12 protein-coding genes, 6 rRNA genes and 3 pseudogenes are annotated in these 22,393 nt (G+C 62.5%); 9 read left to right on the forward strand and 12 right to left on the reverse strand.

Features of this window, described 5'->3' with window-relative positions; all coding sequences use genetic code 11:
- Position 1: 1 nt before the first annotated feature.
- Both OG247_RS20315 and OG247_RS20320 read left to right on the forward strand, forming a co-directional pair.
- A complete protein-coding gene (locus tag OG247_RS20315) occupies positions 2-1,417 on the forward strand; it encodes an ATP-binding protein (RefSeq protein ID WP_250744631.1) in 1,416 nt (471 codons plus the stop codon).
- 1 nt (position 1,418) lies between these two features.
- On the forward strand, positions 1,419-3,296 hold the full coding sequence (locus OG247_RS20320; RefSeq protein ID WP_327253590.1) for a type VI secretion protein: 1,878 nt from the start codon (positions 1,419-1,421) through the stop codon (positions 3,294-3,296).
- Here the strand turns inward: OG247_RS20320 and OG247_RS20325 are convergent.
- The 4 genes from OG247_RS20325 to OG247_RS20340 all read right to left on the reverse strand — a co-directional run bounded on the left by OG247_RS20325 (position 3,293) and on the right by OG247_RS20340 (position 9,122).
- Positions 3,293-3,850, reverse strand: a complete 558-nt coding sequence (locus tag OG247_RS20325; RefSeq protein WP_327253591.1) for a GNAT family N-acetyltransferase — start codon at positions 3,848-3,850, stop codon at positions 3,293-3,295. The two genes, OG247_RS20320 and OG247_RS20325, sit on opposite strands and share 4 nt — an antisense overlap.
- Before the next feature lie 148 nt (positions 3,851-3,998).
- Positions 3,999-4,116, reverse strand: a 5S ribosomal RNA gene (gene rrf / locus OG247_RS20330).
- A 74-nt stretch (positions 4,117-4,190) separates the two neighbouring features.
- Positions 4,191-7,314: ribosomal RNA gene (locus tag OG247_RS20335) — 23S ribosomal RNA — on the reverse strand.
- Positions 7,315-7,597: 283 nt separating this feature from the next.
- Positions 7,598-9,122: ribosomal RNA gene (locus OG247_RS20340) — 16S ribosomal RNA — on the reverse strand.
- Together the 16S, 23S and 5S rRNA genes form the textbook arrangement of a ribosomal RNA operon.
- Before the next feature lie 635 nt (positions 9,123-9,757).
- Between OG247_RS20340 and OG247_RS20345 the strand changes: the two genes are divergently transcribed.
- The 4 genes and pseudogenes from OG247_RS20345 (at position 9,758) to OG247_RS20355 (ending at position 12,178) form a co-directional block, all read left to right on the forward strand.
- Positions 9,758-10,375, forward strand: a complete 618-nt coding sequence (locus OG247_RS20345) for an AAA family ATPase (RefSeq protein WP_327253592.1) — start codon at positions 9,758-9,760, stop codon at positions 10,373-10,375.
- Positions 10,376-10,384: 9 nt separating this feature from the next.
- Entirely contained in the window at positions 10,385-10,522 is a 138-nt protein-coding gene (locus OG247_RS20350; protein WP_327253593.1) for a hypothetical protein, read from the forward strand.
- Between the two features lie 55 nt (positions 10,523-10,577).
- Positions 10,578-10,808: pseudogene (locus tag OG247_RS44845) on the forward strand (transposase family protein); the annotation flags it as partial.
- Positions 10,700-12,178, forward strand: coding sequence for an ISL3 family transposase (locus OG247_RS20355; RefSeq protein WP_327253594.1), 1,479 nt, complete (start codon positions 10,700-10,702; stop codon positions 12,176-12,178). The pseudogene OG247_RS44845 and the gene OG247_RS20355, both read left to right, overlap by 109 nt.
- A gap of 117 nt (positions 12,179-12,295) precedes the next feature.
- Here the strand turns inward: OG247_RS20355 and OG247_RS20360 are convergent, their stop codons facing one another.
- Positions 12,296-12,856 (reverse strand): DUF6368 family protein, encoded by a 561-nt coding sequence (locus OG247_RS20360; RefSeq protein ID WP_327253595.1) that lies wholly within the window; start codon positions 12,854-12,856, stop codon positions 12,296-12,298.
- Complete coding sequence (locus OG247_RS20365; protein ID WP_442813353.1) at positions 12,802-13,455, reverse strand: hypothetical protein; 654 nt, start codon at positions 13,453-13,455, stop codon at positions 12,802-12,804. The genes OG247_RS20360 and OG247_RS20365 overlap by 55 nt, the downstream gene beginning before the upstream one ends.
- A 334-nt stretch (positions 13,456-13,789) precedes the next feature.
- On the opposite strand from OG247_RS20365, the pseudogene OG247_RS20370 reads away from it, so the two are divergent.
- Positions 13,790-13,870 (forward strand): annotated as a pseudogene (locus OG247_RS20370) (IS5/IS1182 family transposase); the annotation flags it as partial.
- A gap of 718 nt (positions 13,871-14,588) precedes the next feature.
- Positions 14,589-14,750, forward strand: a pseudogene (locus OG247_RS44850) (transposase); the annotation flags it as partial.
- Between the two features lie 109 nt (positions 14,751-14,859).
- On the opposite strand, the gene OG247_RS20385 reads toward OG247_RS44850, so the two are convergent.
- Positions 14,860-15,042 carry a hypothetical protein gene (locus OG247_RS20385; RefSeq protein ID WP_327253597.1) on the reverse strand — a complete coding sequence of 61 codons (183 nt, stop codon included), beginning with the start codon at positions 15,040-15,042 and terminating at the stop codon, positions 14,860-14,862.
- 45 nt (positions 15,043-15,087) lie between these two features.
- The gene (locus OG247_RS20390; protein ID WP_327253598.1) at positions 15,088-15,249 is read right to left on the reverse strand and encodes a hypothetical protein; all 162 of its coding nucleotides are present in this window, start codon (positions 15,247-15,249) and stop codon (positions 15,088-15,090) included.
- 308 nt (positions 15,250-15,557) lie between these two features.
- Here OG247_RS20390 and OG247_RS20395 point away from each other — a divergent pair, with 308 nt between their 5' ends.
- Positions 15,558-15,986 (forward strand): GNAT family N-acetyltransferase, encoded by a 429-nt coding sequence (locus OG247_RS20395; RefSeq protein ID WP_327253599.1) that lies wholly within the window; start codon positions 15,558-15,560, stop codon positions 15,984-15,986.
- 108 nt (positions 15,987-16,094) lie between these two features.
- Here OG247_RS20395 and rrf (OG247_RS20400) read toward each other — a convergent pair.
- From rrf (OG247_RS20400) to OG247_RS20415, 4 genes are all read right to left on the reverse strand, one after another.
- Positions 16,095-16,212: ribosomal RNA gene (gene rrf, locus OG247_RS20400) — 5S ribosomal RNA — on the reverse strand.
- A gap of 74 nt (positions 16,213-16,286) precedes the next feature.
- Positions 16,287-19,410: ribosomal RNA gene (locus OG247_RS20405) — 23S ribosomal RNA — on the reverse strand.
- Between the two features lie 283 nt (positions 19,411-19,693).
- Positions 19,694-21,218 (reverse strand): 16S ribosomal RNA (locus OG247_RS20410).
- Between the two features lie 584 nt (positions 21,219-21,802).
- Complete coding sequence (locus tag OG247_RS20415; RefSeq protein WP_327253600.1) at positions 21,803-22,339, reverse strand: MarR family winged helix-turn-helix transcriptional regulator; 537 nt, start codon at positions 22,337-22,339, stop codon at positions 21,803-21,805.
- Positions 22,340-22,393: the final 54 nt, after the last annotated feature.

Below are 22,393 nucleotides of genomic sequence, written 5' to 3' on the forward strand. Positions count from 1 at the left end.
CATGCGAGATCCCATGTCCGCCCTGACGGACGCCTTCACCAGCTTCCTCTTCGGCAAGGTCGAAACCACCAGACTCCCCGTCCGCACGTCCACGGGCCAGGCGCAAGCGGTCTACCTCCCCACCGCCGCCCCCGGACTCGGCGACTCCGGCGTCATCATCGGCCGTGAGGTCTACAGCGGCAAGGGCTACATCTACGACCCCTTCCAGCTCTACGGCCAGCAACTGCCCGCCCCCCACTGGCTGGTCCTGGGCGAGTCGGGCAACGGCAAATCAGCCCTGGAAAAGACCTACGTCCTACGCCAGCTCCGCTTCCGGGACCGCCAGGTCGTCGTCCTGGACGCCCAGGGCGAGGACGGCGTCGGCGAATGGAACCTCATCGCCCAGCAGCTGGGAATAACCCCCATCCGCCTGGACCCCATCGCCGCGAACGACGACGGGATCCGCCTCAACCCCCTCGACCCGGCGATCACCGCGACCGGGCAGCTCGCGCTGCTCCGCACGATCATCGAAGTCGCCATGGGCCACGGCCTGGACGAACGCTCCGGCTTCGCCCTCAAGGTCGCGCACGCCTACGTGGTGGAAACCATCACGGACCGCCAACCGGTCCTGATGGACATCGTGGAACAACTGCGCCACCCGGAACCCGAGTCGGCGCTCTCTATGAACGTGGCCATAGACGACGTCCGCGCCTGGGGCCTGGACGTCGCGCTCGTCATCGACCGCCTGGTCGACGGCGACCTGCGCGGCATGTTCGACGGCCCGACCACGGTCGGCATCGACCTCGACGCCCCGCTCATCGTCTTCGACCTATCCCACATCGACCGCAACTCCATCGCCATGCCGATCCTGATGGCGATCGTCGGCGTATGGCTGGAACACACCTGGATCCGCCCGGACCGCAAGAAGCGCATCTTCCTGGTCGAAGAGGCCTGGCACATCATCAACAGCCCCTTCGTGGCCCAGCTGTTCCAGCGCCTCCTCAAGTTCGGCCGGCGCCTGGGCCTGTCCTTCGTCGCAGTCGTCCACCACCTCTCGGACGTAGTGGACGGCGCGGCGGCACGCGAAGCGGCGGCGATCCTCAAAATGGCCTCGACCCGCACGATCTACGCCCAAAAAGCGGACGAGGCCCGCGCCACGGGCCGGGTCCTGGGCCTCCCCCGCTGGGCGGTGGAAATCATCCCGACCCTGACCCCCGGCATCGCGGTCTGGGACGTGAACGGCAACGTCCAGGTCGTCAAACACCTGATCACGGAAGCCGAACGCCCCCTGGTCTTCACCGACCGCGCCATGACCGAATCCTCGGTCCAGCACCGCCTGCCCGACGACCTCCTCGCCGCCGAACTGGAGACGGAGGAGCGCGCACTCCTGATGGAACGCCACCGCAACGCCGGCGGCTCGGCGACCACGGTGGCCTGACATGCCCAACAGCACGGACCAGCGCCCCCAGGGCGGCATCCCCGACGGACTCCTCGTAGGCCTCCTGGCCTTCCTCCTGGGCCTGGCCGTCCTCACCTGGACGTCCACCGGCCTGGCCGCCCTTTTCGCGAAGGGCGCCTGGCCGGGCAAGGTCACCTTCACCCGCACCCCGACCGCGGTCCGCTCGCTGATAGCTCAACCCCAGAACATCCAGGCCGCCTGGCCGGACACACCCCCCGAGACCCTCTCCAACTGGGGCCTCTTCTGGGGCCTGTTCATTAGCCAGCTCCTGATCTTCCTGGTCCTGGCGATCTTCACCCTGGGCACCATCGCCCGCACAAAATCCCGCCGCCGACTGGCGGGCCAGTCAGGCCAGTCGGGCCAGTCGGGCCAGTCGGGCCAGTCGGGCCAGTCGGGCCAGTCGGGCCAGTCGGGCCAGTCGGGCCAGCAAGCTCACACTCCCCCGCCGAGTTCCCCTATCCCAGCCCCTGCAACGGCGCAGCCCCCCTCAGCCCCACCGGCGTCGCAGCCATTGCCAGCCCCACCGGCGTTTGAGGCGCGGGGGCCCGGGGGCTGGCCCCCGGCAACGGCCCCGCACCCGCCCACGGCCCCCACCAAACCCCACCCGGATGCCGGGCCGGTCTCACCCTCCCCGGCATCGCAGCCATTCTCAGCCTCGCCGGCGTTTGAGGCACAGGGGTCCGGGGGCTGGCCCCCGGCAACGGCCCCGCACCCCTCCACGGTCCCCATCCCCACCAAGCCCCACCCCATCCCCGCCCCGTCGGCGTCGGCTTCGCAGCCGCTCTCAGCCCCGCCGGCGTTTGAGGCACGGGGGCCCGGGGGCAGAGCCCCCGGCAACGGCGCCGCACCCACGGACGAGGCGTACCGCTACGGCTTCGGCTACGCCCCAAGCCCGGCCATGGTGCCGTCCGCGACCCCACCCCAAAGCCACCGCCTGGCCTACGCCCCACCCGAGGCCCGAACCACGGCCGCCGCAGCGGCCATCGCAGCCGCCCCCGGCCCCCTCCTCGTGATCACGTCCTCCCCCACCCTCTGGTCGGACACGAAGGACGCCCGCTCCAAACTGGGCCCCGTCCTCCTCTACGACCCCTCCCACCTGTGCGACACCCCGGCCCGCATCCACTGGAGCCCCACGGAAGGCTGCGCGGACCGCGCCACCGCCGCCGCCCGCGCCATCGCGCTCCTCGCGCCGGTCCGCCCCCAGGCCCGCATGGACTCCGCGCTCGCGGACACCGCGGAAACGCTCCTGCGCAGTTGGCTCCAGGCCGCCGCCCTGGACAACCGCCCCTTCAAGCAGCTGCACCGCTGGGCCCAGGGCACCAACGCCCAAGACCCGGTCCGCATCCTCCGCACCCACCCCCAGGCGGCAACAGCCGCCCCCGGCGCGGCCGGCGAGCTGGAGAGCGCCCTCACCGCCCACCCCGAGCGCCGCGAGCAGGCCCAACACCTGACGGCCCGCGCCCTGACGGCCCTCTCCTCGATCCACATCCGGGAATCCTGCACCCCGAACCGAACCGATTCCCTCGCCCTCGCATCGTTCGTCTCCGAAGGGGGCACCCTCTACGTGGTGGGCGAACCCCTGGAAGACCCTCGTGCCCACCCGGGTGCGATGCCGCTGCTGACCGCACTCGCCTCGAGCGTGGTCGAGCACGGCCGCCGCATGGCCGCACGGTCATCCGACGGTCGGCTCGACCCACCACTGACCCTGGTCTTCGAGGACGTCGCCGCCGTAGCCCCGATCCCCCAACTGCCGCAGCTGCTCCAGGACACGACGCTCCCGCTCCTCGCCCTGTGCCGCAGCCGCGAACAGGCCCGCTCCCGCTGGCCGGAGGCGGACCTGCCCGTGGCAGCCCGCTAAGCGGGCCGCGGGAACACGTACTCCAGCTCCTTCGCGGACGGGTCGGTCGGCATCGGCACGACCTTCCCGCTGGGCACGAACCCGAACCGCCGGTAGAACGCCCCGGCCCGCGCGTTCTCCTCGTGCACGAAGAGCCGTACGCGCACCAGCGCCGGCTCCTCCAGCTCCCAGGCCCACTCCAGCGCGGCCGCGAACAGCTTCTCGGTCAGCCCGGTCCCCCGCTGCCCGGGCCGGACGAACACGCCCACGAGATGCGCCTGGGCCTGCTCGATCTCCCCGTCGAAGATGTCGGTCGTGCCGGCCTCCTCGACAAGAACGCTCACCGTCCCGGCCCACACCCCATCGGGTCCCTCGGCCACGAACTGCCGAATACCCCGCCCCACAGCGCCCCCGGCGGCCCGCTCCTGCCAGAACTCGTCGCTCTTTCCCTCGCCCTGTTCAAGGGTCTCCAGGAAGGCAACCGGCGCGGCCGGATCCCGCAGAGCCGCGATCCGCAGCTCCTTCACCTTGTCCCACTCTTCAGCCCGTACAGGACGTATCACGTACTCGTTCATACCTCGGGATCCTAACGAGCCGCCCGGCCCGACTTCATCAGAGTTTCCCCACCCCAAAACCTAAAACCCAAACCCAAAAGCCCCGTAAACGCAGAAAAGCCCCGCACCGAACCCCAAGGGGTTGGTGCGGGGCTTTCCCACAATGATTGTTCGGCGGCGTCCTACTCTCCCACAGGGTCCCCCCTGCAGTACCATCGGCGCTGAAAGGCTTAGCTTCCGGGTTCGGAATGTAAACCGGGCGTTTCCCTAACGCTATGACCACCGAAACACTATGAAGTTAACCAAACCGGATATGACACAGTTCGTTACTTCAGAACTAACACAGTGGACGCGAGCAACTGAGGACAAGCCCTCGGCCTATTAGTACCAGTCAGCTCCACCCGTTACCGGGCTTCCACATCTGGCCTATCAACCCAGTCGTCTACTGGGAGCCTTACCCTCTCAAGGAGGTGGGAATACTCATCTTGAAGCAGGCTTCCCGCTTAGATGCTTTCAGCGGTTATCCCTCCCGAACGTAGCCAACCAGCCATGCCCTTGGCAGGACAACTGGCACACCAGAGGTTCGTCCGTCCCGGTCCTCTCGTACTAGGGACAGCCCTTCTCAATATTCCTACGCGCACAGCGGATAGGGACCGAACTGTCTCACGACGTTCTAAACCCAGCTCGCGTACCGCTTTAATGGGCGAACAGCCCAACCCTTGGGACCGACTCCAGCCCCAGGATGCGACGAGCCGACATCGAGGTGCCAAACCATCCCGTCGATATGGACTCTTGGGGAAGATCAGCCTGTTATCCCCGGGGTACCTTTTATCCGTTGAGCGACGGCGCTTCCACAAGCCACCGCCGGATCACTAGTCCCGACTTTCGTCCCTGCTCGACCCGTCGGTCTCACAGTCAAGCTCCCTTGTGCACTTACACTCAACACCTGATTGCCAACCAGGCTGAGGGAACCTTTGGGCGCCTCCGTTACTTTTTGGGAGGCAACCGCCCCAGTTAAACTACCCATCAGACACTGTCCCTGATCCGGATCACGGACCGAGGTTAGACATCCAGCACGACCAGAGTGGTATTTCAACGACGACTCCACAACCACTGGCGTGGCCGCTTCAAAGTCTCCCACCTATCCTACACAAGCCGAACCGAACACCAATATCAAACTATAGTAAAGGTCCCGGGGTCTTTCCGTCCTGCTGCGCGAAACGAGCATCTTTACTCGTAGTGCAATTTCACCGGGCCTATGGTTGAGACAGTCGAGAAGTCGTTACGCCATTCGTGCAGGTCGGAACTTACCCGACAAGGAATTTCGCTACCTTAGGATGGTTATAGTTACCACCGCCGTTTACTGGCGCTTAAGTTCTCAGCTTCGCCACACCGAAATGTGACTAACCGGTCCCCTTAACGTTCCAGCACCGGGCAGGCGTCAGTCCGTATACATCGCCTTACGGCTTCGCACGGACCTGTGTTTTTAGTAAACAGTCGCTTCTCGCTGGTCTCTGCGGCCACCCCCAGCTCACGGAGTAAATCCGATCACCAGTGATGGCCCCCCTTCTCCCGAAGTTACGGGGGCATTTTGCCGAGTTCCTTAACCATAGTTCACCCGAACGCCTCGGTATTCTCTACCTGACCACCTGAGTCGGTTTAGGGTACGGGCCGCCATGAAACTCGCTAGAGGCTTTTCTCGACAGCATAGGATCATCCACTTCACCACAATCGGCTCGGCATCAGGTCTCAGCCTTATATGAGGGACGGATTTGCCTACCCCTCGGCCTACACCCTTACCCCGGGACTACCACCGCCCGGGCTGGACTACCTTCCTGCGTCACCCCATCGCTTACCTACTACAAGTCTGGTTCGCCGGCTCCACCACTTTCCTTTCCCCGAAGGGTCCGGAACGGCTTCACGGGCTTAGCATCGCCTGATTCGATATTGGGCGTTTCAAAGCGGGTACCGGAATATCAACCGGTTGTCCATCGACTACGCCTGTCGGCCTCGCCTTAGGTCCCGACTTACCCTGGGCAGATCAGCTTGACCCAGGAACCCTTAGTCAATCGGCGCACACGTTTCTCACGTGTGTATCGCTACTCATGCCTGCATTCTCACTCGTGAACCGTCCACAACTAGCTTCCGCTGCTGCTTCACCCGGCACACGACGCTCCCCTACCCATCACAGCGGGCGTTGGCCCTATTGCTGCAATGACACGACTTCGGCGGTACGCTTGAGCCCCGCTACATTGTCGGCGCGGAATCACTTGACCAGTGAGCTATTACGCACTCTTTCAAGGGTGGCTGCTTCTAAGCCAACCTCCTGGTTGTCTCTGCGACTCCACATCCTTTCCCACTTAGCGTACGCTTAGGGGCCTTAGTCGATGCTCTGGGCTGTTTCCCTCTCGACCATGGAGCTTATCCCCCACAGTCTCACTGCCACGCTCTCACTTACCGGCATTCGGAGTTTGGCTAAGGTCAGTAACCCGGTAGGGCCCATCGCCTATCCAGTGCTCTACCTCCGGCAAGAAACACGTGACGCTGCACCTAAATGCATTTCGGGGAGAACCAGCTATCACGGAGTTTGATTGGCCTTTCACCCCTAACCACAGGTCATCCCCCAGGTTTTCAACCCTGGTGGGTTCGGTCCTCCACGAAGTCTTACCTCCGCTTCAACCTGCCCATGGCTAGATCACTCCGCTTCGGGTCTAGAGCGTGCAACTCAATCGCCCTATTCGGACTCGCTTTCGCTACGGCTTCCCCACACGGGTTAACCTCGCTACACACCGCTAACTCGCAGGCTCATTCTTCAAAAGGCACGCAGTCACGACTGTATGTGCAAGCACATACAGCGACGCTCCCACGGCTTGTAGGCACACGGTTTCAGGTACTATTTCACTCCGCTCCCGCGGTACTTTTCACCATTCCCTCACGGTACTATCCGCTATCGGTCACCAGGGAATATTTAGGCTTAGCGGGTGGTCCCGCCAGATTCACACGGGATTTCTCGGGCCCCGTGCTACTTGGGAGATTCTTAAGCAAGCCGCTGATGTTTCGTCTACGGGGGTCTTACCCTCTACGCCGGACCTTTCGCATGTCCTTCGACTACATCAACGGTTTCTGACTCGCCGACCGGCCGGCAGACCGATCAAAAGAATTCCCACAACCCCGCATGCGCAACCCCTGCCGGGTATCACACGCATACGGTTTGGCCTCATCCGGTTTCGCTCGCCACTACTCCCGGAATCACGGTTGTTTTCTCTTCCTGCGGGTACTGAGATGTTTCACTTCCCCGCGTTCCCTCCACACTGCCTATGTGTTCAGCAGTGGGTGACAGCCCATGACGACTGCCGGGTTTCCCCATTCGGACACCCCCGGATCAAAGCTCAGTTGGCAGCTCCCCGGGGCCTATCGCGGCCTCTCACGTCCTTCATCGGTTCCTGGTGCCAAGGCATCCACCGTGCGCCCTTAAAAACTTGGCCTACAGATGCTCGCGTCCACTGTGTAGTTCTCAAGCAACGACCAGCCACCCATCACCCTCATCCGGAGATGAAGTTCACTGGGGCCGGCATCGCGAAGATAAAGCCTTTCGGCCGTACCCTCAGATACCCAACAACGTGCCAAGCACGATCCCCCGTCAGTGAGTCACTTTCCACGCCGAAGCAGTACTTGTGATCCATCCAGGAAACCGTGCCAACTAATCAACGTTCCACCCTGAGCTGACCGTGCAGAACGTTTGTCTGCAATCGGTACTGTGCTCCTTAGAAAGGAGGTGATCCAGCCGCACCTTCCGGTACGGCTACCTTGTTACGACTTCGTCCCAATCGCCAGTCCCACCTTCGACAGCTCCCTCCCTTACGGGTTGGGCCACCGGCTTCGGGTGTTACCGACTTTCGTGACGTGACGGGCGGTGTGTACAAGGCCCGGGAACGTATTCACCGCAGCAATGCTGATCTGCGATTACTAGCAACTCCGACTTCATGGGGTCGAGTTGCAGACCCCAATCCGAACTGAGACCGGCTTTTTGAGATTCGCTCCACCTCACGGTATCGCAGCTCATTGTACCGGCCATTGTAGCACGTGTGCAGCCCAAGACATAAGGGGCATGATGACTTGACGTCGTCCCCACCTTCCTCCGAGTTGACCCCGGCGGTCTCCTGTGAGTCCCCATCACCCCGAAGGGCATGCTGGCAACACAGGACAAGGGTTGCGCTCGTTGCGGGACTTAACCCAACATCTCACGACACGAGCTGACGACAGCCATGCACCACCTGTATACCGACCACAAGGGGGGCACTATCTCTAATGCTTTCCGGTATATGTCAAGCCTTGGTAAGGTTCTTCGCGTTGCGTCGAATTAAGCCACATGCTCCGCTGCTTGTGCGGGCCCCCGTCAATTCCTTTGAGTTTTAGCCTTGCGGCCGTACTCCCCAGGCGGGGAACTTAATGCGTTAGCTGCGGCACCGACGACGTGGAATGTCGCCAACACCTAGTTCCCAACGTTTACGGCGTGGACTACCAGGGTATCTAATCCTGTTCGCTCCCCACGCTTTCGCTCCTCAGCGTCAGTAATGGCCCAGAGATCCGCCTTCGCCACCGGTGTTCCTCCTGATATCTGCGCATTTCACCGCTACACCAGGAATTCCGATCTCCCCTACCACACTCTAGCTAGCCCGTATCGAATGCAGACCCGAGGTTAAGCCTCGGGCTTTCACATCCGACGTGACAAGCCGCCTACGAGCTCTTTACGCCCAATAATTCCGGACAACGCTTGCGCCCTACGTATTACCGCGGCTGCTGGCACGTAGTTAGCCGGCGCTTCTTCTGCAGGTACCGTCACTTTCGCTTCTTCCCTGCTGAAAGAGGTTTACAACCCGAAGGCCGTCATCCCTCACGCGGCGTCGCTGCATCAGGCTTTCGCCCATTGTGCAATATTCCCCACTGCTGCCTCCCGTAGGAGTCTGGGCCGTGTCTCAGTCCCAGTGTGGCCGGTCGCCCTCTCAGGCCGGCTACCCGTCGTCGCCTTGGTGGGCCATTACCCCACCAACAAGCTGATAGGCCGCGGGCTCATCCTTCACCGCCGGAGCTTTTAACCCCCGCCCATGCAGGCAGGAGTGTTATCCGGTATTAGACCCCGTTTCCAGGGCTTGTCCCAGAGTGAAGGGCAGATTGCCCACGTGTTACTCACCCGTTCGCCACTAATCCACCCCGAAGGGCTTCATCGTTCGACTTGCATGTGTTAAGCACGCCGCCAGCGTTCGTCCTGAGCCAGGATCAAACTCTCCATGAATGTTTACCGGTAATCCGGTGCACACGCACTTAGAGCGGGACAGTCATGTCGGAATAAGACCGACCGTCCACTGCATCCTCGCTGTGTAATTGCCTGCAAGTATCCCAGCCGAAGCCGTGACCTCACAGGTCTTTTTCAAAGGAACCTCATCCACCGAAATGGACGGGGTATCAACTTTTTGGCGTTGATTTTTGGCACGCTGTTGAGTTCTCAAGGAACGGACGCTTCCTTTGTACTCACCCTCTCGGGCTTTCCTCCGGGCTTTCGTTCTGTTCTTGCGTTTCCGACTCTATCAGACTCTTTCGTGTCCGATTCCCGGTCGAAGCGGGTTTCGCTTTCCAGTTCTTCGCTTTCGCGCTTTCCCTTTCCGGCGAGTCCGACTCTATCAGAAGTTTTCCACCGGATTTCCCGGCTTCAGATTCCTGGATGAGGAGTCGAGGGTGCCCACTCTGAATTGCTTCTTTGGGGGCCGCTGCCGAACTTGTCCAGTTCCAGGCAACCGTTTGACTCTACATGACACCCCCTGCACCGTCAAAATCGGCGCGACACATCGCCCCACCCTCGTGTAGGGCGACTGCCCGTCGCCGCCCTGGCCTGCACTCATGCCACCACTCGGGCTGCCACACACTGACGCCGTGCGCGACAACTCCTTCGTGATCCTTACCGGCCTGCCGGCCAGCGGGAAGAGCACGGTGGCCCGCGGGCTCGCCGCGGAACTGGACCTCCCCGTCATCGACAAGGACGTGATCCTCGAGTCGCTCTACGACTCCCTCGGCGTAGGCGATCACGCCTGGCGCCACCGGCTGAGCAGGGCCGCCGACGACATCCTGTTCTCTCTCGCTGCCGACGCCCGGCGAGCCGTGCTCGTGAACTGGTGGCACCGCGACACCGCCCCCGGCCGGCTCCGACAGCTCGACGCCCACCTGATCGAGGTGTTCTGCGACTGCCACACCACCCTCGTCGCCGAACGCTTCCGCACCCGCAAGCGTCACCCAGGCCACCTCGACCAGAACCTCACCACCGAACAACTCCACGCACGCGTCACTGCGTGGGCATCCCGCCCCGGCCCACTCGGCCTGGGCGGCCCCGTCCGAACCCTCGACACCAGCCGCCCAGTCGACACCGGCGCCCTGGCAGGAGAGCTCCGCGCATTGCTTCGGAGAACTCCCCCACCCCCTCATAGCGCCGCAACCACCTCTAGCGCGCGAGGTGACGGGCAGAGCGCGATAGTCGCCGCCGAACGGACCGGCTGACCGCACCCAATGGCCAAGCCAGGCCGGGCCTCGATGGTGCTGCCACTGCCCGACCGAGTACTGCTGGTGGCGGTGGACCACCGCACGAACCTCACGATGCAGCAGCTGTCCGCGTACTCATCAGAGTGCTCGGTGAGGTACGGATGAACGGGCTCTGTCGCTGATCTTGTGATGCTGGGCGGTTGAGCTGGGCAGCCTTCGGGTGTGCGGTTCTGGGGGTTTGGTGCGATTGTTTCCGCATCTGTCGGGTGTGGTGGTGGAGTCGATCTCGCGGGACGCTGAGGTGGTCACGTTTCGTACGCGGGCACGTGCCGACGCGGTGAGATGCCCGCGGTGCAAGTCGCTGTCGTATCGGGTGCACGGCCGGTACGAACGGAGCCTGGCGGATGCCGCGGTGGGAACGACTCCGGTGGTGATTCGGCTGATGGTCCGCCGGTTCAAGTGCCTCAGCTCGGGCTGCCCGACGGTGACCTTCGCCGAACAGATTCCGGGACTGACCAGCCCTCACGCCCGACACACTCCGGTCCTTCGCAAGCTGCTGGCGCGGGTTCAGAGGCTCTGGCTGGCCGGGCGGGAGCCCGCCTGGCCCGCCGGATGGGGATGCCGGTGGCGAAGGACACCCTCCTACGGCTTCTTCGAGCCTCTGACCTCGAGGAACCCGGCGCGGTGCGTGTCCTCGGGGTGGACGAGTTCGCCCTGCTCAAGGGGCACAACTACGCAACTCTGCTGGTCGACCTTGAGGCCCGCCGCCCCATCGACGTCCTGCCTGGACGGGAAGCCGCGACGGTCGCCCGGTGGCTGGAAGACCATCCGGAAGTCGAGATCATCTGCCGCGACAGGGCCTCCGCCTACGCCGAGGCAGCCAGGGCCGCCGTGCCTCAAGCGGTCCAGATCGCAGACGTATGGCACCTCTGGAACAACCTCGCCAAAGCCGTCGAGAGGACTCTCACCAGCCACTACGCCTGCATCCGCGCGGGCCACGAAGCGGCCAGGCAGCCTGACGAGGAGGCTCCCGTCGCACCACCGGACGGAACACTCGACGTCTGCGGCCGGCCCCGCCGGATCGTCGGACGGATCCGCGAACGACACCGCCGCGTCCACGAGCTCCTCGCCCAGGGCCGATCCTTCCGCGGGATCAGCCGGGACCTCGACCTGGACTACTACGCCGTCCGCCGATACGCCCAAACCACGGACGTCGACACGTTGTTGGTCAAGGTCACCCAGCGCCGCACCCTGCTGGACGACTACAAGCCATACCTCTACGAACGCTTCACCCAGGGCTGCCGCAACGCCAGCCAGCTCTTCCGAGAAGTCCGTGACCAGGGCTTTCGCGGCGAACGCACCGGCGTCAACCGATACATCCGCCAGCTGAAGCAGGGCATCGAGACCGCTCCTCCCACACCTGCCCTGCCCAAACCTCGTCGGGCACTTCGCTGGGTGATGGCGCACCCAGACCGGCTCCGGCCACACGAAGTCCTCGGCCTCAAGGCGGTCCGGGCCGCCTGCCCCGAGCTCGATGCAGCCGTCGAGCACGTCCGGACCTTCGCCACTCTCATGCACGACCGCCGCGGGCAAGATGTCTTCGGCTGGATCGAGCAGGTCCACGACGGCGACTTGCCATCGCTACAGCAGTTCGCCCGCGGCCTCCTCCACGACCAGGACGCCGTTGTCGCCGGCCTCTCCTCAACCTGGAGCTCAGGCCAAGTCGAAGGCCAGGTCACCAGAGTCAAGCTGATCAAGCGAGCCGGATACGGCCGAGCCAAACTCGACCTCCTCCGAACCCGGATCCTCCTTAGAACCTGACCAGCAGCCGATCACAAGATCAGCGACAGAGCCGATGAAACGTGCCCAGTTGGACGACGGTGTGAGTGTCAGCCTCAAGCTCGCGTCATGCCGAGGTGCGGCGTGGCCCGGGTGGGCCTATTTGACGAGGCGGAAGTCTGGGTGCTGCAGCCAAGCACTGAGGAACTGCAGATCGCCGACATGTCGGATCCAGCGGTCGCCGCCGCCCGTGTCGTAGGAGACTTCCCTGACGGTGCCAGGAAGCGATGCCACCAGCGCCCGTGCTCGGGCCAGGTCCGCGGCTTCTTCCGCCCGGTCGCCAGGGGTGAATCCAAGGACGCCGTCGAAGTCGATCATCGCGTGGAGCCGTTGGGCGAAGGCAAGGGCGAGGTGACCGAGCAGAATGTGGTTCCCCTGCCCCGAACAGCCGGCGGCGAGTATGAGGCCCTGGACTGGCGGCAGCGAGAAGTCGGAGTAGTCCTCGTCGTCTGCTGGCATGCAGTCGTCCTTCGAGAGGAAGAACATGCCTGCTTCAGCCGTATTGAGGACGTGTAGGCCGAGTTCTGCAGGATCGCGGACTCGGAAGGCCAAATCTCCGTCAGCCTCGGTTTCGACCGGTCCGCAGAACGTCTCCAGCCACGGGATCAGACCAGCTCGTATCTCTTCGAAGATGCGGTACTCGAAGAGCCACAGTCCCACTGCCGGTCCCGCCATGATGCCCCCCATGCGCGGCCCAGTGCCGACGTAGCCAGATCCTGGCTGGTGGTGAAGCAGCAGAATGGGTCCCGCGGGTAGGACAAGGTCATGTGGAACGAGTAGACCCTCGGGATCCCGACGTGGGCGAGGATCTTGCCCACGTCTCCCCAGTCGACCTGGGCCTGTGCTCCGGGGACCACTTCGAACCTGCGGTGGAGGCCGGCGAGCTCGCCTGGGCTGATGCCCAGTTCTTCCGCGACTCGGGGCCGGGCCTCCTGCATATAGAGCTTCACCCGCTGGTAGTTGCCGGTGAAGCCGTATTCCGCCCCCAGCCGTTCGTGGACCACGGCCCCTTTGACCAGGATCTCCGACCGCAGCATCGCGTCGATCAGTGGCGCAACCTCGTCCGCCATCCGTCCACGAGCGTGCACGCTCGATGACCGGCGAGGCGGAGCGATCGGGGCTCGGGCGGTCAGGTATTTGCCGACCGTGCGGCGGTTGAGTCCCGTCTCCTTCGCGATCTCGGACAAGCTCATCGCACCGGACTCGAACAGCCCGCGAAAGCGTCGAAGCTCCATCCATCGCTGCGGGTCCAAGACCACGGTGAGCCGCCCTCCGCCACCTCGAACAGGCCAGCAGCACGCTTCCCAGCAGCATCCCTCAGCACGTCAAGAACTGGGCACGTTCATGTGTACGCCGACAGCAGCTCGCCCCGCTCTTCTGGATCTCCCCGACCCCTGCCTCCCAGGTCATCCAGCGTCTGCGGCCCTTACAGGACAACGCCGAACACCGACGAGCGCAGGCCCGCGTCGAGCACACCGACGCCCGCATGAAGAACTGGAGGACCGCCGAAGCCCCACATCTCGGAGAGGACGATCCCCTCGGTCTCGGCCAGACGCCGCCGGAACGCGGCAAAGTCATCGACGACGGCAAGTGGGCACCGGGCTCCTCGTCCCGTACCGACGCGAGCGCGGCCAGACCGAACTCCCGGACTGGAAGCAGGACGACAACCTGTCGGGCACTGTCTGGGGCGGTAGTCGTTGCCGCTAGGACCGGCGGGCGTGTCCCGATAGGGGCCTTCGCGAGAGGCGCCGTTACGGTCCTGACCGCCCTGACAGATCCAGTGATGGCCGACCCGCTGGACCAAGGCAACCCCGACATCGTGTTGGGTGTCGACACGCACAAGGACGTCCACGCTGCCGCCCTGGTCACGGCCGCCGGCGCCTTCGTCGAGAGCCGGAGCTTTCCGACGACCGCCGAGGGATACGAACAGTTACTGGACTGGGCCCGGACACTGGGCCACCTCAGCCGGGCCGGGTGGAGTGCACGGGCTCAAACGGCGCCGCCCTCAGCCGGTATCTGCAGGTCAGGGCATCACCGTCTTCGAGGTGAACCAGCCCGACAGAGCCACCCGCCGACGCCGCGGCAAGAGCGACATCGTCTATGCCGAGGCTGCAGCCCGCGCAGTGACCACCGGCAGGGCGACCGCCACCCCGAGCTCCGCGCGTCTCTGGCCGGCCTGAGCAACCCCAAACTGATACGCGCTTGCGCCGGGCTCGACAGCTCGGCCGCCTCCGGAACGGCAAGCGCCGCCGCCGCCCACACGCTCAAACTGCTGGCCCGACGGATCCAGCACCTCACCAACGAGATCGAAGATCTCACCACGCGGATCAGAGACGTCATCCCGCAGCACAATCCGCAACTCCTGGCCTGCTACGGCGTCGGCCCCGACACCGCCGCGACGCTACTGCCAGCAGCGGGTGGCAACCCCGAACGCCTCCGCAGCAAGGCCTAGTTCGCAGCCCTCTGCGGCGTCAGCCCAGTCGAAGCCTCCTCTGGGAAAGCCCAGCGTCCGCGCCTCAACCGGGGCGGAAACCGCCAAGCCAACTCCGTCCTGGCGGCTTGACATCCGTAGGGGCATCAAGCGGGCGGGCCTGCTCTTCCACGGGACGGTCACGGTCGCGGCGCTCCGACTGTGGCTCCGCCCGTGACCACCGCATCCTCGGCTATACCCCTTCCGGGACCAGGACGCCGAGCTCGACTTCCTCGAAAACACGTGACCACCAGGCTTCGTCATCCTCGAACACCTTCGGATCGCTCTGCCGGGCCCGCTCCATCACGTCTTCGACGTAGACCTCGTAGCCGTCGTCCGCATCGCTCTTTCCCGAGCAGGCGAACGCCTCCCACACCTCCAGGACGTTCTACAGGCCAGCAACCGAAGAGTTGACCAGCCCCTACCGCTCGCCCCCATCGCCTTCATAGCCGCGGACCATCCACACTTCACCACTGTCGATCAGCCGCCAGTACGTGTTGACGCCGTCCTCGAACGCACCGAGGAACGCGGCCCGGCCCGGCGGGAGGTCGCGGACATCCAGCTCCCGACCCGAGTCCCGCACGAACATGCGCTTGCAGTCGGCCGGCAAACCTCGCTCGACCAGCCCGGGGCCAAGGAATTGGAGTGACTCTCCGTCGGGCAACCGCAGCTCGCACCGATCCATGAGGAGGAGCTCCAGGGCGTTCGACAGGGGTGGTCTCGAACCTTGCCGACATTCCGCGAGGGGTTGAATCCGCCAGGAGGCCACGGACCCCTGGCACTTGGTTGTCGTCCAGGTAGACCCCGGCTCCAAATCCGGATGCGGCAGGACCGCTCCCTCTGCGATAGTCCCGGGCTGTGAACAGTACTGAGCCGGTGATTCGGCGTGCGATGGGCTCTGATGCCGCCGACATGGCCGGCACGTGGCTGCGTTCCTTCAGGGCCGCGCTGCCGACAGTGCATCTTGCGCACGGCGACGGCGACGTACGGGACTGGTTCTCGTCGGTGGTCGTACCGCGGTACGAGACCTGGATAGCAGTTGCCGGCGGCTCCGTGGCGGGGCTTCTCGTACTCGACGGCGGGGAACTGGAACAGCTCTACCTGGATCCGTCGTGGTGGGGAAGGGGCCTGGGCGACCGGCTCGTCGCTCGGGCCAAGCAGCAGCGGCCGGATGGGCTGGGGCTGTGGACGTTCCAGGTCAACGGGCCGGCTCAACGGTTCTACGAGCGGCACGGCTTCATCGCGGTGGAACGCACCGACGGACTGCGCAATGAGGAGCACGAGCCGGACGTCCGCTACGTCTGGCGGCCTCAGGGATAGGACTCCTGCACCCGTCCCCCCGATCACCGCCAACAATTCGTCCCGTAAACGCAGAAAAGCCCCGCACCGAACCCCAAGGGGTTGGTGCGGGGCTTTCCCACAATGATTGTTCGGCGGCGTCCTACTCTCCCACAGGGTCCCCCCTGCAGTACCATCGGCGCTGAAAGGCTTAGCTTCCGGGTTCGGAATGTAAACCGGGCGTTTCCCTAACGCTATGACCACCGAAACACTATGAAGTTAACCAAACCGGATATGACACAGTTCGTTACTTCAGAACTAACACAGTGGACGCGAGCAACTGAGGACAAGCCCTCGGCCTATTAGTACCAGTCAGCTCCACCCGTTACCGGGCTTCCACATCTGGCCTATCAACCCAGTCGTCTACTGGGAGCCTTACCCTCTCAAGGAGGTGGGAATACTCATCTTGAAGCAGGCTTCCCGCTTAGATGCTTTCAGCGGTTATCCCTCCCGAACGTAGCCAACCAGCCATGCCCTTGGCAGGACAACTGGCACACCAGAGGTTCGTCCGTCCCGGTCCTCTCGTACTAGGGACAGCCCTTCTCAATATTCCTACGCGCACAGCGGATAGGGACCGAACTGTCTCACGACGTTCTAAACCCAGCTCGCGTACCGCTTTAATGGGCGAACAGCCCAACCCTTGGGACCGACTCCAGCCCCAGGATGCGACGAGCCGACATCGAGGTGCCAAACCATCCCGTCGATATGGACTCTTGGGGAAGATCAGCCTGTTATCCCCGGGGTACCTTTTATCCGTTGAGCGACGGCGCTTCCACAAGCCACCGCCGGATCACTAGTCCCGACTTTCGTCCCTGCTCGACCCGTCGGTCTCACAGTCAAGCTCCCTTGTGCACTTACACTCAACACCTGATTGCCAACCAGGCTGAGGGAACCTTTGGGCGCCTCCGTTACTTTTTGGGAGGCAACCGCCCCAGTTAAACTACCCATCAGACACTGTCCCTGATCCGGATCACGGACCGAGGTTAGACATCCAGCACGACCAGAGTGGTATTTCAACGACGACTCCACAACCACTGGCGTGGCCGCTTCAAAGTCTCCCACCTATCCTACACAAGCCGAACCGAACACCAATATCAAACTATAGTAAAGGTCCCGGGGTCTTTCCGTCCTGCTGCGCGAAACGAGCATCTTTACTCGTAGTGCAATTTCACCGGGCCTATGGTTGAGACAGTCGAGAAGTCGTTACGCCATTCGTGCAGGTCGGAACTTACCCGACAAGGAATTTCGCTACCTTAGGATGGTTATAGTTACCACCGCCGTTTACTGGCGCTTAAGTTCTCAGCTTCGCCACACCGAAATGTGACTAACCGGTCCCCTTAACGTTCCAGCACCGGGCAGGCGTCAGTCCGTATACATCGCCTTACGGCTTCGCACGGACCTGTGTTTTTAGTAAACAGTCGCTTCTCGCTGGTCTCTGCGGCCACCCCCAGCTCACGGAGTAAATCCGATCACCAGTGATGGCCCCCCTTCTCCCGAAGTTACGGGGGCATTTTGCCGAGTTCCTTAACCATAGTTCACCCGAACGCCTCGGTATTCTCTACCTGACCACCTGAGTCGGTTTAGGGTACGGGCCGCCATGAAACTCGCTAGAGGCTTTTCTCGACAGCATAGGATCATCCACTTCACCACAATCGGCTCGGCATCAGGTCTCAGCCTTATATGAGGGACGGATTTGCCTACCCCTCGGCCTACACCCTTACCCCGGGACTACCACCGCCCGGGCTGGACTACCTTCCTGCGTCACCCCATCGCTTACCTACTACAAGTCTGGTTCGCCGGCTCCACCACTTTCCTTTCCCCGAAGGGTCCGGAACGGCTTCACGGGCTTAGCATCGCCTGATTCGATATTGGGCGTTTCAAAGCGGGTACCGGAATATCAACCGGTTGTCCATCGACTACGCCTGTCGGCCTCGCCTTAGGTCCCGACTTACCCTGGGCAGATCAGCTTGACCCAGGAACCCTTAGTCAATCGGCGCACACGTTTCTCACGTGTGTATCGCTACTCATGCCTGCATTCTCACTCGTGAACCGTCCACAACTAGCTTCCGCTGCTGCTTCACCCGGCACACGACGCTCCCCTACCCATCACAGCGGGCGTTGGCCCTATTGCTGCAATGACACGACTTCGGCGGTACGCTTGAGCCCCGCTACATTGTCGGCGCGGAATCACTTGACCAGTGAGCTATTACGCACTCTTTCAAGGGTGGCTGCTTCTAAGCCAACCTCCTGGTTGTCTCTGCGACTCCACATCCTTTCCCACTTAGCGTACGCTTAGGGGCCTTAGTCGATGCTCTGGGCTGTTTCCCTCTCGACCATGGAGCTTATCCCCCACAGTCTCACTGCCACGCTCTCACTTACCGGCATTCGGAGTTTGGCTAAGGTCAGTAACCCGGTAGGGCCCATCGCCTATCCAGTGCTCTACCTCCGGCAAGAAACACGTGACGCTGCACCTAAATGCATTTCGGGGAGAACCAGCTATCACGGAGTTTGATTGGCCTTTCACCCCTAACCACAGGTCATCCCCCAGGTTTTCAACCCTGGTGGGTTCGGTCCTCCACGAAGTCTTACCTCCGCTTCAACCTGCCCATGGCTAGATCACTCCGCTTCGGGTCTAGAGCGTGCAACTCAATCGCCCTATTCGGACTCGCTTTCGCTACGGCTTCCCCACACGGGTTAACCTCGCTACACACCGCTAACTCGCAGGCTCATTCTTCAAAAGGCACGCAGTCACGACCGTTATTCCGAAGAATAACGGCGACGCTCCCACGGCTTGTAGGCACACGGTTTCAGGTACTATTTCACTCCGCTCCCGCGGTACTTTTCACCATTCCCTCACGGTACTATCCGCTATCGGTCACCAGGGAATATTTAGGCTTAGCGGGTGGTCCCGCCAGATTCACACGGGATTTCTCGGGCCCCGTGCTACTTGGGAGATTCTTAAGCAAGCCGCTGATGTTTCGTCTACGGGGGTCTTACCCTCTACGCCGGACCTTTCGCATGTCCTTCGACTACATCAACGGTTTCTGACTCGCCGACCGGCCGGCAGACCGATCAAAAGAATTCCCACAACCCCGCATGCGCAACCCCTGCCGGGTATCACACGCATACGGTTTGGCCTCATCCGGTTTCGCTCGCCACTACTCCCGGAATCACGGTTGTTTTCTCTTCCTGCGGGTACTGAGATGTTTCACTTCCCCGCGTTCCCTCCACACTGCCTATGTGTTCAGCAGTGGGTGACAGCCCATGACGACTGCCGGGTTTCCCCATTCGGACACCCCCGGATCAAAGCTCAGTTGGCAGCTCCCCGGGGCCTATCGCGGCCTCTCACGTCCTTCATCGGTTCCTGGTGCCAAGGCATCCACCGTGCGCCCTTAAAAACTTGGCCTACAGATGCTCGCGTCCACTGTGTAGTTCTCAAGCAACGACCAGTCACCCATCACCCTCATCCTAAGACGAAGTTCACTGGGGCCGGCATCGCGAAGATAAAGCCTTTCGGCCGTACCCTCAGATACCCAACAACGTGCCAAGCACCAGACCTCTTCCGAATCCTCTTTCCACGCCGAAGCAGTACTTGAGAATCATCAGATCATCTGGTGCCAACTAATCAACGTTCCACCCTGAGCTGACCGTGCAGAACGTTTGTCTGCAATCGGTACTGTGCTCCTTAGAAAGGAGGTGATCCAGCCGCACCTTCCGGTACGGCTACCTTGTTACGACTTCGTCCCAATCGCCAGTCCCACCTTCGACAGCTCCCTCCCTTACGGGTTGGGCCACCGGCTTCGGGTGTTACCGACTTTCGTGACGTGACGGGCGGTGTGTACAAGGCCCGGGAACGTATTCACCGCAGCAATGCTGATCTGCGATTACTAGCAACTCCGACTTCATGGGGTCGAGTTGCAGACCCCAATCCGAACTGAGACCGGCTTTTTGAGATTCGCTCCACCTCACGGTATCGCAGCTCATTGTACCGGCCATTGTAGCACGTGTGCAGCCCAAGACATAAGGGGCATGATGACTTGACGTCGTCCCCACCTTCCTCCGAGTTGACCCCGGCGGTCTCCTGTGAGTCCCCATCACCCCGAAGGGCATGCTGGCAACACAGGACAAGGGTTGCGCTCGTTGCGGGACTTAACCCAACATCTCACGACACGAGCTGACGACAGCCATGCACCACCTGTATACCGACCACAAGGGGGGCACTATCTCTAATGCTTTCCGGTATATGTCAAGCCTTGGTAAGGTTCTTCGCGTTGCGTCGAATTAAGCCACATGCTCCGCTGCTTGTGCGGGCCCCCGTCAATTCCTTTGAGTTTTAGCCTTGCGGCCGTACTCCCCAGGCGGGGAACTTAATGCGTTAGCTGCGGCACCGACGACGTGGAATGTCGCCAACACCTAGTTCCCAACGTTTACGGCGTGGACTACCAGGGTATCTAATCCTGTTCGCTCCCCACGCTTTCGCTCCTCAGCGTCAGTAATGGCCCAGAGATCCGCCTTCGCCACCGGTGTTCCTCCTGATATCTGCGCATTTCACCGCTACACCAGGAATTCCGATCTCCCCTACCACACTCTAGCTAGCCCGTATCGAATGCAGACCCGAGGTTAAGCCTCGGGCTTTCACATCCGACGTGACAAGCCGCCTACGAGCTCTTTACGCCCAATAATTCCGGACAACGCTTGCGCCCTACGTATTACCGCGGCTGCTGGCACGTAGTTAGCCGGCGCTTCTTCTGCAGGTACCGTCACTTTCGCTTCTTCCCTGCTGAAAGAGGTTTACAACCCGAAGGCCGTCATCCCTCACGCGGCGTCGCTGCATCAGGCTTTCGCCCATTGTGCAATATTCCCCACTGCTGCCTCCCGTAGGAGTCTGGGCCGTGTCTCAGTCCCAGTGTGGCCGGTCGCCCTCTCAGGCCGGCTACCCGTCGTCGCCTTGGTGGGCCATTACCCCACCAACAAGCTGATAGGCCGCGGGCTCATCCTTCACCGCCGGAGCTTTTAACCCCCGCCCATGCAGGCAGGAGTGTTATCCGGTATTAGACCCCGTTTCCAGGGCTTGTCCCAGAGTGAAGGGCAGATTGCCCACGTGTTACTCACCCGTTCGCCACTAATCCACCCCGAAGGGCTTCATCGTTCGACTTGCATGTGTTAAGCACGCCGCCAGCGTTCGTCCTGAGCCAGGATCAAACTCTCCATGAATGTTTACCGGTAATCCGGTGCACACGCACTTAGAGCGGGACAGTCATGTCGGAATAAGACCGACCGTCCACTGCATCCTCGCTGTGTAATTGCCTGCAAGTGTCGTAGCCGAAGCCGTGACCTCACAGGTCTTTTTCAAAGGAACCTCATCCACCGAAATGGACGGGGTATCAACTTTTTGGCGTTGATTTTTGGCACGCTGTTGAGTTCTCAAGGAACGGACGCTTCCTTTGTACTCACCCTCTCGGGCTTTCCTCCGGGCTTTCGTTCTGTTCTTGCGTTTCCGACTCTATCAGACTCTTTCGGGCCTGACTCCCAGTCAGCGGGTTTTGTCTTCCGGGCTGTTGGGCCCTTCCGACTCCCGAACTCTAGTGGATTTCCCAGGCGATTCATAATCGGCCTTCGGGAATGAATTCGGGCATGCCGAATGCGTTCCCAGTGGGAGATCTTGCTGAGTTGGGTGCCGCAACGAGGCGGCGGGATCCGCTGTCTCCGAAACCTTTCGGCTCAGGGACAACTCGAAGAACCTTACGGATCCGCGGAGCCCGTGTCAACCCGGGCGTCAGGGCCGGGCCGCTAGGCGGTCAGTGCGGGGACTGGAGGTCCTCTACGCGGTCCAGGAGGCGGGTGAGCATGTCGCCCAGCACGCCCCGCTCCGCCGTGGAGAGGTCCTGGAGGAGATCCTCCTCGAAGACCGTCGCCGCGCGCATCGCGTCGAGCCACTTGCTGCGGCCTTCCGCGGTGAGCTCCACGATCACGCGGACGCGGTTGTTCTCGTCCCGCTCGCGCGTGACCAGTGCTTCCGCCGTCATGCGGTCGATCCGGTGGGTCATCGCCGCCGGCGTGAGGCCCAGCTGCTTCGCGAGCTCGCTCGGGCCCATCCGGTACGGGGCTCCGGAGAGGACGAGGGCCTTGAGGACCTCCCACTCCGCGTTACTGATGCCCAGGGCCGCGGTCTGGCGGCCGTACGCGACGTTCATGCGGCGGTTCAGGCGGCTGAGGGCCGAGACGACCTTCTCGACCTGGGGGTCGAGGTCCTGGAACTCGCGCTGATAGACGGCGATCTGTTCGTCGAGGCTCGGCTCGTGGACGGGCGCAGTGCCGTCGGGGGTGTCACCCATGGTCCGAAGTATCGCATGAAGCCCGTTGGCATCTAACTCCTTCGGTGTGTAGTG

It is taken from the genome of Streptomyces sp. NBC_01244 (assembly GCF_035987325.1).
GTDB lineage: Bacteria > Actinomycetota > Actinomycetes > Streptomycetales > Streptomycetaceae > Streptomyces.

Coding starts and splice junctions, on each gene's coding strand:
- OG247_RS20315 (WP_250744631.1), top strand. CDS start 2: ATGCGAGATCCCATGTCCGCCCTGACGGACGCCTTCACCAGCTTCCTC.
- OG247_RS20320 (WP_327253590.1), top strand. CDS start 1,419: ATGCCCAACAGCACGGACCAGCGCCCCCAGGGCGGCATCCCCGACGGA.
- OG247_RS20325 (WP_327253591.1), bottom strand. CDS start 3,850: ATGAACGAGTACGTGATACGTCCTGTACGGGCTGAAGAGTGGGACAAG.
- OG247_RS20350 (WP_327253593.1), top strand. CDS start 10,385: ATGGCCAAGCCAGGCCGGGCCTCGATGGTGCTGCCACTGCCCGACCGA.
- OG247_RS20355 (WP_327253594.1), top strand. CDS start 10,700: ATGCCCGCGGTGCAAGTCGCTGTCGTATCGGGTGCACGGCCGGTACGA.
- OG247_RS20395 (WP_327253599.1), top strand. CDS start 15,558: ATGGGCTCTGATGCCGCCGACATGGCCGGCACGTGGCTGCGTTCCTTC.
- OG247_RS20415 (WP_327253600.1), bottom strand. CDS start 22,339: ATGGGTGACACCCCCGACGGCACTGCGCCCGTCCACGAGCCGAGCCTC.